We start from the raw sequence: 8,063 nt of genomic DNA, 5'->3' as shown, positions 1-8,063 counted from the left end.
TGCCCGGGCAGCGAGACCGTGATCCTGGTGATGAAGCCCGGCGAGAAGACCCGCGCCTACAAGCTGCAGATGGCGATGGCCGAGGTGACGGCGGAAGCGCTGGGGGAAGCCCTGCGGTCCTAGGGCTTGACGCCGTTCGGTTGGGCCGGCCCGAGGCGAACCTGGCGCGGCCCTCCTGATACGAGCTGATGACCGCTTGCCGTGCGCGCCGGTTCGGCTAAAGCTCCTCTCGATGTCTCTGTTCTCGCTCTATGCCCGCGTCCTCGGCGAACTCGGTCCCGAAAGGCGATTGGGCATCATCCTGGCGCTGGCCAATATCGCGCTGGCGGCGGTCGCTTTCGCCGAGCCCATGCTGTTCGGCGCGCTGATCGACCGGCTGACCACGATCCAGGCCTCGGGCGGGACGCTGACCTGGGCCAGCATCAACCTCCTGATCGTCGCCTGGGTCGGTTTCGGCCTCGCCAATATCGCGATCGGCGTCTTCGTCGCGCTGCATGCCGACAGGCTGGCTCATCGCGCGCGCCTGACTGTGATGGCGCGTTATTTCGAGCATGCGCTCACCTTGCCGCTCGCCTACCACACCCAGACCCATTCCGGCCGCGTCCTCAAGGTGATGCTGGACGGCACCAATGCGATGTGGGGCCTGTGGCTTTCCTTCTTCCGCGAGCATTGCGCCTCGGCGGTCGCGCTGTTCGTGCTCCTGCCCTTCACGATCTGGAAGAACTGGCAGCTCGGTCTGCTGCTGATCGCGCTCGTCGTGCTGTTCGGCTCGCTCACCGCCTTCGTGCTGCGCAAGACCGATCGCTTGCAGCGCAATGTCGAGGCCTTCCACTCCAGCCTCGCCGAACGGGCGTCGGACGCGCTCGGTAACGTACCGGTGATCCAGAGCTTCACCCGCATCGAGGCCGAGGTGCGTGGCCTGCGCTCGACCATCGCCAATGTGCTGGCGGCGCAATTGCCGGTCCTGTCCTGGTGGGCGGTGGCCAATGTCGCGACGCGGGCCTCGGCGACGCTGACGGTGCTGCTGATCTTCATCGTCGGCACCTGGCTCCTGATGCATGGCCAGACCACCGTTGGCGAAATCGTCACCTTCATGGGCTTCGCTACCATGCTGGTCGGGCGTCTCGAGCAGATCGTCAGCTTCGTGAACTTCATCTTCATGCAGGCGCCGAAGATGCGGGAGTTCTTCGAGGTGCTCGACACCCTGCCGAGCGTGCGCGACCAGCCGGGCGCCCGTGATCCCGGCCGGTTCGAAGGTGCGGTCGCCTTCGAGGACGTTTCCTTCTCCTATGACGGCAAGCGCGCGGCGGTGCGCGACGTCTCCTTCGCGGTGAGGCCCGGCGAGACCATCGCCGTCGTCGGCTCGACCGGCTCCGGCAAGTCGACGACGCTCGGGCTCCTGCATCGCGCCTTCGATCCGCAATCGGGCCGGATCACCGTCGACGGTACCGATATCCGCGACATCTCGCTGCTCTCGCTCCGGCGCAATATCGGCGTCGTCTTCCAGGAGCCGATGCTCTTCGCCCGCTCGATCCGCGAGAATCTGCTCGTCGGCAAACCCGACGCGACCGATGCCGAGATGATGCAGGCGCTCGAACGCGCCCAGGCCGCCGAGGTGATGGCGCGCCAGCCCGACGGGCTCGACACGCTGGTCGGCGAGCGCGGCCGCACGCTGTCGGGCGGCGAGCGCCAGCGCTTCTCGATCGCGCGCGCGCTGCTCAAGAATCCGCCGGTCCTGATCCTCGACGAAGCCACCTCGGCGCTGGACGCGGCGACCGAGGTCAAGCTGCAGAAGGCGCTGGAAGAGGTGATGAAGGGCCGCACCACCTTCGTCATCGCCCACCGGCTGGCCACGATCCGCAACGCCGACCGTATCCTCGTCTTCGAGCAGGGGCAGGTCGAGGAGATGGGCACGTTCGACGAGCTCGTCGCCAAGGGCGGGCGCTTCGCGGCCCTCGCGCGGGCGCAGTATCTTGTCGCCGACAAACCGGTGGTGACCGCCCAGGAAACGCCGAGCCCGCTCGCGCAGAAGATCCTTCCGGGCTGACGAAGGACGTTTTCGGGCCGGTTCGGGGGTCGGAGGCGAGATCAGGCGTTGCACCGACGCCCCCTTTCCCGCTTATTGGGCCGGAGCCCTTCCTGCCCGCGATCCCGAGTGACGACGAACGATGATGATTCTCCGCCTTGCCTGTGCCTGGGGTTCGGTTGCCGCCTTCCTGCTGTTCGGCGACACCGTGCTCGGCCAGCTCGGCGCGCCCCTGCCGTCGCTGCTGGTCTTCGCCTGGCTGCTCGGGGTGATCATCTGGTCCGCCTTCGGTGTGGTCCATGAAGCGGAAGACATCGCGCACCGGCTCGGCGAACCCTATGGCACGCTGATCCTGACGCTCTCGATCGTCATCATCGAGGTGGCGCTGGTCGGCGCCGTGATGCTCGGGGCCAAGGGGGCGCCGACGCTCGGACGCGACACGATGTTCGCGGTGCTGATGATCGTGCTCAACGGCGTCGTCGGCATCGGCCTGCTGATCGGCGGCCTCCGGCATTTCCAGCAGCGCTACAACCTGAAGGGCGCCTCGTCCTATCTCGCGGTGATCATCCCGCTCACCGTGATCCCGCTCTTCCTGCCGAACTTCACGACATCGACGCCGGATGGCACGCTGACGCCGTTCCAGGCGGTCGCCTTCTCGATCTTCACCGTGCTGCTTTATGGCGCCTTCCTCATCCTGCAGACCGGGCGACACCGCGCCTTTTTCCACGAGCCGGAGCCGGAGGACGGCAAGCCGGCCCTGGCCGCCAGCGAAGAGGGCCAAACGGCCTCGCCCTCCTCGATGCGGGAGGTGCTGCCCCATGTCGCGCTGCTGCTCGCCAATATCCTTCCGATCGTCATCCTGTCGAAGGGGCTGGCTGCGGTGCTGGATTTCGGCATCGCCAAGCTCGGCGCGCCGGCGGCGCTCGGCGGCATCCTGATCGCGATGGTGGTGTTCACGCCGGAATGCATCGCGGCCCTGCGGGCGATCACCTCGAACCAGCTCCAGCGCGCGGTGAATCTCTGCTTGGGCGCGGCGGCCTCGACGCTCGGCATGACCGTGCCAGCCGTGCTGCTGATCGGCGTCTTCACCGGCCAGCCGGTCGTGCTCGGTCTCTCGGCGACCAATATGGTGATCGCGGCGATGACGCTGCTGCTTTCGACGCTGACCTTCACCGGCACGCGCACCACCATGCTGGAGGGCGCGGTGCATCTCGCCGTGTTCTTCGTCTTTCTCGTGCTGGTGTTCAGCCCCTGACGTGCCGGCGATTACCCTTGGGGTAATCGACCCCATGCGCCCCCGGCGTCATGGTCCTCCGCAACGAACGGCCTTCCAGCCGCGATTTGCAGGAGAGAACCATGACCGCCTATGCCATCGCCCATCTGCAGGATGTCCGCTTCGGCGCCGAGATCATCGACTACATCGCGCGGATCGACGGGACGCTTGCGCCCTATGACGGCCAGTTCCTGATCCATGGCGCGACGCCGGAGATCGTCGAGGGGCCGTGGCCGGGCGACCTCGTGATCATCGCCTTTCCGGATATGGAGCGCGCGCGCGCCTGGTACGATTCGCCGGCCTATCGCGAGATCCTGCCGCTCAGGACCGAGAATTCGCGTGGTGTGACGATGCTCGTGAAGGGCGTGGAGCCCGGCTATCGCGCGAGCGATTTCCTTGCCAAGCTCGGGCTCGCCTGAGCGTGGCTCAGGCTGCGAGTTCGTCCTCGATGAAGCCGCGCACCTCGTCGGCCGCGACGCCCGGCGCGATGAAGCTCTTGCCGATGCCGCGGGCGAGGATGAAGGTCAGCACGCCGCGCTTCACCTTCTTGTCCTGCGCCATGGCGTCGACGATCTCCTCGGCGCTGCCGGCTCCGCCCGGCACCTGCTGCAGGCGGCTGGGCAGGCCGACATGGTCGAGATGGCGGGAGACGCGGCCGGCATCCTGCCCCGAACACAGGCCAAGCCGCTGCGAGAAGCGGAAAGCAAGGGCCAGGCCGATCGCGACCGCTTCGCCATGAACGAGGCGCGCGGAATCGTAATGGGTCAGCCGCTCCAGCGCATGGGCGAAGGTATGGCCGAGATTGAGCAGGGCGCGGTCGCCCTCTTCGCGCTCGTCGCGGGCGACGATGGCCGCCTTGGCGCGGCAGGAAACCGCGACGGCATGGTCGCGCTCGGGACCGCCGGCGATGACGCGGCTCCAGTTCGCTTCGCACCAGTCGAAGAAATCGGGATCGTCGATCAGGCCGTATTTCACGACCTCGGCATAGCCGGCCTTGAACTCGCGCTCGCTCAGCGTGTCGAGCAGAGCCGTGTCGGCAATGACCAGCGCCGGCTGGTGGAAGGCGCCGATCAGGTTCTTGCCATGCGGCGAGTTGATGCCGGTTTTGCCGCCGACCGAGGAATCGACCTGGGCCAGCAGGGTGGTCGGCACCTGCACGAAGCGGACGCCGCGCCGCAGCACGGCCGCCGCGAAGCCCGTGAGATCGCCGACCACGCCGCCGCCGAAGGCGATGACGAGGTCGTTGCGCTCGATCTTGGCCGCCAGCAGCGCATCGCAAAGCGCGACGAACTGGGCATAGGACTTGGACGCCTCGCCCGGCGGGATAGTGATACGCGTCGCCGCGATGCCTTCCTGCTGCAGGCAGGTCTCGAAGGCTGCGCCATGGAGGGCGGCGACGCTCTCGTCGGTGACGAGCGCAGCCTTGGCGCCGGGCGCGAAGGCGGCGATCAGGGCCGCGGCCTCGCAGAGCTGGTGGCGGCCGATATGGATGTCGTAGCCGCGACCCTCGAGGGCGACGGGGACGACGATGCGGGCGCCGGTCTTCTCGGGCGTGGTGGCGTTCATGGCGTTGTCGCTCCGGGTGCCGGCGCGAGATAGTCGCCCAATGCGGCAATGGTTTCGCCGACCACGAGTTCGTGAGGCTCGTCGCTCGACTGGATGGTGATGTCGGCGAGCGCATAGACCGGCTCGCGCTCGGCCAGCATCCGGCGCAGTGTCGCCTCGGGATCGGTGGTCTGGAGCAGCGGCCGGTTCGAGCGCTTGCGGACGCGGCGCATCAGCACGTCGGGCTCGGCCTTGAGCCAGACCGAGATGCCGAGTTCCTTCACCCGGGCGCGCGTCTCGGCATTCATGAAGGCGCCGCCGCCGGTCGCCAGCACCAGCGGCGCGCGGGTCGTCAGCACGCGGCTGATCACGCGGCGCTCGCCCTCGCGGAATTCGGCCTCGCCCCGTTGCGCGAAGATCTCAGGGATCGTCATATGCGCGGCCATCTCGATCTCGGTATCGGCATCGACGAAGGGCAGGCCGAGGCGGGTCGCCAGCCGGCGGCCGACCGAGCTCTTGCCGGAGCCCATCATGCCGACGAGCACGATCGCGCGCTGGCCCAGAATGGCGCGCAAATCGGTCGTGTCGGGAGCAGCGATAGTGGCGGCGGCGGTCATGACAATCTGTTCCTCGGCACGGCTGTAGCACCGGGCGACCGCTGCGTCATGCCCCTGTCATGCGCTTTGCACGAGGCTGTGGCCGGCCGGCTCTTGCGCCGCCCGGCTGCGATCGGGGATAACGGGGCGGGTGCCGGGATCGCGCGCACCGCCACGCGATTGCGAGAGTCCGCCCGACGTGCCGACGCTGTTCCGTTTCCTGGCTTTCATCGGGATCATCGCCGGGTTGATCTTCGGGGGCATGATTGCGCTCGTCACCTTCGTCCAACCGGTCCAGCGCGAGATGATCGAGATCGTCCCCCCCTCCAAATTGCAACCGAAATGAGCCGGCTGGGGCGCCAGCGTCTGAACGCCTTTCTCGACATGCTGGCGGCCGAGCGCGGCGCGGCGCGCAACACGCTCGACGCCTATGAGCGCGACATCGCTGACTATCTCGAATTCCTGGCCGGCAAGGCGCCGGGAGACGCAACGGCCGACGAAATCCGCGGCTGGCTCGCCGATCTCGCGGCGCGCGGGCTCAAGGCGTCTTCGGCGGCGCGAAGGCTCTCGGCCGTGCGCCAGTTCCACCGCTTCCTCTACACGGAAGGGCTTGCGGGCAGCGATCCCTCGGCTGCGATTTCAGGACCAAGGCTCGGCCGGCCCCTGCCCAAGGTGGTGACGGTCGGAGATGTCGACCGGCTGCTGGAGGCGGCACGGGCCGCATGCGAGCGGGAGGGCATCACCAAGCCCGTCCGGTTGAAGGCGCTGCGCATGCGCTGCCTCGTCGAGATGCTCTATGCCACGGGCTTGCGCGTTTCCGAACTGATCGCGCTGCCCCTGTCGGCCGCGACGACGCGCGAGCGCTTCCTGATCGTGCGCGGCAAGGGCGACAAGGAGCGGCTGGTCCCGCTGAACGATGCGGCGCGGCAGGCCGCTCGCGACTGGCTCGAAGCCATGAAGGACGCGGGGCAGGGGGATGGGCGATGGCTCTTTCCCTCGGAGGGCGAGAGCGGGCATCTGACGCGGCAGGTCTTCGCCAGGGATCTCAAATCGCTGGCCGGGGCCGCCGGGCTTTCGGCGGCTGCCTTGAGCCCGCACGTCCTGCGCCATGCCTTTGCCAGCCATCTCCTGCAGAACGGCGCCGATCTCAGGGTCGTTCAGGAGTTGCTGGGCCATGCCGATATCGCGACGACGCAGATCTACACCCATGTCCTCGACGAGCGTCTCAAGAGCATGGTGCGCGACCTTCATCCCCTGTCGGATGGGGAGTGAGGCGGGATGACGCGCCGAATTCAGGCTTCGGAGCAGCGGATCTGCTGGACGCGCTTGGGCATCTCGCCGACGGCGGGGATGAACTGGCCGGTCGCGTTGTCCAGGATCATCAGCACGCCGGTGGCGACGGCGAAATAGGCGCCGTGCAAGTGCAGCCTGCCCTTGCTCTCCAGGATCTGCACGCACGGGAAGGTCCGGAGATTGGCGAGCGATTGCTGGATCGAGGCCAGTTCCAGCCGCTGGAGATAATCGTCGAAATTCTCGTTACGGCCGCGCCCGCCGGTGCGCTCGGCGGCCGGGCCGATCAGGGTGATCCACTTGCCGATGAAGTCGCCGGGCGAGAGCGCCTGCTGGCTGTCGTCGGCGAAGGCGCGGATGCCGCCGCAGCGGCCATGGCCGAGCACGACGATATGCTGCACCTTGAGCGCCTGGATGGCGTATTCGAGCGCCGCCGAGGTGCCGTGAAGCTGATCGTCCGGCTGGAAGGGGGGCACGAGATTGGCGATGTTGCGCGCGACGAACATCTCGCCCGGCCGCGCATCGAAGATCACTTCCGGCGAAACGCGCGAGTCGCAGCAGCCGATCAGCATGATCTGCGGCGTCTGGCCGTTTTCGCCGAGCTCTTCGTAGCGGCTCTGCTCGCGGATGAAACGATCGTCGAGGAAGGCGCGGTAACCTTCCGTCAGGCGCTGCGGGAATGGCTCAGCAGGCTTGTCCATGGCCTCTCTCGAACAGGAAACCGACGGCTTCGTCAAGTCGATGTTGCGGTGCGACATCGCGCAGCCCGGTTGCCGGCCTGCGCCCAGCGGTTTTCGGGCCGGCCGAACCGGCCTGGAACCCGCGCAGGGGGAGGGGGCCGCATGCGCGGTTCGGTCATGGACATCTCGGCCTCGTCGCCTAGTCTGGCTGGATTGCCCCGCGCGGCATGGCGCTTGCGCGGGGACATGCGCAACGGAGATCTCTGCCTTGACCGAACCCTGCGACCTGAGCGCCGTTGCCGCGCGCGCCCTCATCGGCGCCAAGAAACTTTCCGCCCGCGAATTGCTGGATAGCTGCATCCGCCGCATGGATGCGATCGACCCCGCCGTGAACGCGATGGTCGCGCGCGACGACGACAAGGCGCGCAAGGATGCGGGCGCGGCCGACGAGGCGACGGCGCGCGGCGATGCGCTCGGGCCGCTGCACGGCCTGCCGGTCGGCATCAAGGATCTCGAGAACACGGCCGGCCTGCGCACCACCTATGGCAGCGCGCTCTATCGCGATTTCGTGCCGACGGAAGACCAGCTCATCGTCGCCTCCGTGCGCAAGGCCGGGGCGATCATCGCCGGAAAGACCAACACGCCGGAATGGG

Annotated in this window: 9 protein-coding genes; 6 read left to right on the top strand and 3 right to left on the bottom strand. The window is 67.7% G+C overall.

Annotation, left to right across the window (positions count from 1 at the left end):
• The first annotated feature begins 232 nt into the window (after positions 1-232).
• From JHD80_RS26160 to JHD80_RS26150, 3 genes are all read left to right on the top strand, one after another.
• On the top strand, positions 233-2,047 hold the full coding sequence (locus JHD80_RS26160) for a glucan ABC transporter ATP-binding protein/ permease (protein ID WP_199093363.1): 1,815 nt from the start codon (positions 233-235) through the stop codon (positions 2,045-2,047).
• 121 nt (positions 2,048-2,168) lie between these two features.
• Positions 2,169-3,281, top strand: a complete 1,113-nt coding sequence (locus JHD80_RS26155; RefSeq protein ID WP_199093361.1) for a calcium:cation antiporter — start codon at positions 2,169-2,171, stop codon at positions 3,279-3,281.
• A 101-nt stretch (positions 3,282-3,382) separates the two neighbouring features.
• The gene (locus JHD80_RS26150; protein ID WP_199093359.1) at positions 3,383-3,718 is read left to right on the top strand and encodes a DUF1330 domain-containing protein; all 336 of its coding nucleotides are present in this window, start codon (positions 3,383-3,385) and stop codon (positions 3,716-3,718) included.
• 7 nt (positions 3,719-3,725) lie between these two features.
• Here JHD80_RS26150 and aroB read toward each other — a convergent pair whose 3' ends face one another.
• Positions 3,726-4,865: a 3-dehydroquinate synthase gene (aroB, locus tag JHD80_RS26145; protein ID WP_199093357.1), complete on the bottom strand. Its 1,140-nt coding sequence runs from the start codon at positions 4,863-4,865 to the stop codon at positions 3,726-3,728.
• Positions 4,862-5,461: a shikimate kinase gene (locus JHD80_RS26140; protein ID WP_199093355.1), complete on the bottom strand. Its 600-nt coding sequence runs from the start codon at positions 5,459-5,461 to the stop codon at positions 4,862-4,864. Before JHD80_RS26140 ends, aroB begins: the two co-directional genes overlap by 4 nt.
• 178 nt (positions 5,462-5,639) lie before the next feature.
• On the opposite strand from JHD80_RS26140, the gene JHD80_RS26135 reads away from it, so the two are divergent.
• On the top strand, positions 5,640-5,786 hold the full coding sequence (locus JHD80_RS26135; protein ID WP_199093353.1) for a histidine kinase: 147 nt from the start codon (positions 5,640-5,642) through the stop codon (positions 5,784-5,786).
• Positions 5,783-6,712: a site-specific tyrosine recombinase XerD gene (locus JHD80_RS26130; protein ID WP_199093351.1), complete on the top strand. Its 930-nt coding sequence runs from the start codon at positions 5,783-5,785 to the stop codon at positions 6,710-6,712. Before JHD80_RS26135 ends, JHD80_RS26130 begins: the two co-directional genes overlap by 4 nt.
• Positions 6,713-6,732: 20 nt before the next feature.
• Here the strand turns inward: JHD80_RS26130 and JHD80_RS26125 are convergent, their stop codons facing one another.
• On the bottom strand, positions 6,733-7,431 hold the full coding sequence (locus JHD80_RS26125) for a carbonic anhydrase (protein WP_199093349.1): 699 nt from the start codon (positions 7,429-7,431) through the stop codon (positions 6,733-6,735).
• A 247-nt stretch (positions 7,432-7,678) separates the two neighbouring features.
• Between JHD80_RS26125 and JHD80_RS26120 the strand changes: the two genes are divergently transcribed.
• Positions 7,679-8,063 (top strand): amidase family protein (locus JHD80_RS26120; RefSeq protein ID WP_248311787.1); only part of this gene is annotated, 385 nt, incomplete at its 3' end.

This window comes from Allobosea sp. ASV33 (assembly GCF_016428755.1).
GTDB lineage: Bacteria > Pseudomonadota > Alphaproteobacteria > Rhizobiales > Beijerinckiaceae > Allobosea.
This window is presented reverse-complemented; position numbering and strand designations above follow the sequence as displayed.

Excerpts from the sequence above, each read along its gene's own strand:
- JHD80_RS26160 (WP_199093363.1), top strand. The coding sequence starts at position 233 with ATGTCTCTGTTCTCGCTCTATGCCCGCGTCCTCGGCGAACTCGGTCCC.
- JHD80_RS26155 (WP_199093361.1), top strand. The coding sequence starts at position 2,169 with ATGATGATTCTCCGCCTTGCCTGTGCCTGGGGTTCGGTTGCCGCCTTC.
- JHD80_RS26150 (WP_199093359.1), top strand. The coding sequence starts at position 3,383 with ATGACCGCCTATGCCATCGCCCATCTGCAGGATGTCCGCTTCGGCGCC.
- aroB (WP_199093357.1), bottom strand. The coding sequence starts at position 4,865 with ATGAACGCCACCACGCCCGAGAAGACCGGCGCCCGCATCGTCGTCCCC.
- JHD80_RS26140 (WP_199093355.1), bottom strand. The coding sequence starts at position 5,461 with ATGACCGCCGCCGCCACTATCGCTGCTCCCGACACGACCGATTTGCGC.
- JHD80_RS26130 (WP_199093351.1), top strand. The coding sequence starts at position 5,783 with ATGAGCCGGCTGGGGCGCCAGCGTCTGAACGCCTTTCTCGACATGCTG.
- JHD80_RS26125 (WP_199093349.1), bottom strand. The coding sequence starts at position 7,431 with ATGGACAAGCCTGCTGAGCCATTCCCGCAGCGCCTGACGGAAGGTTAC.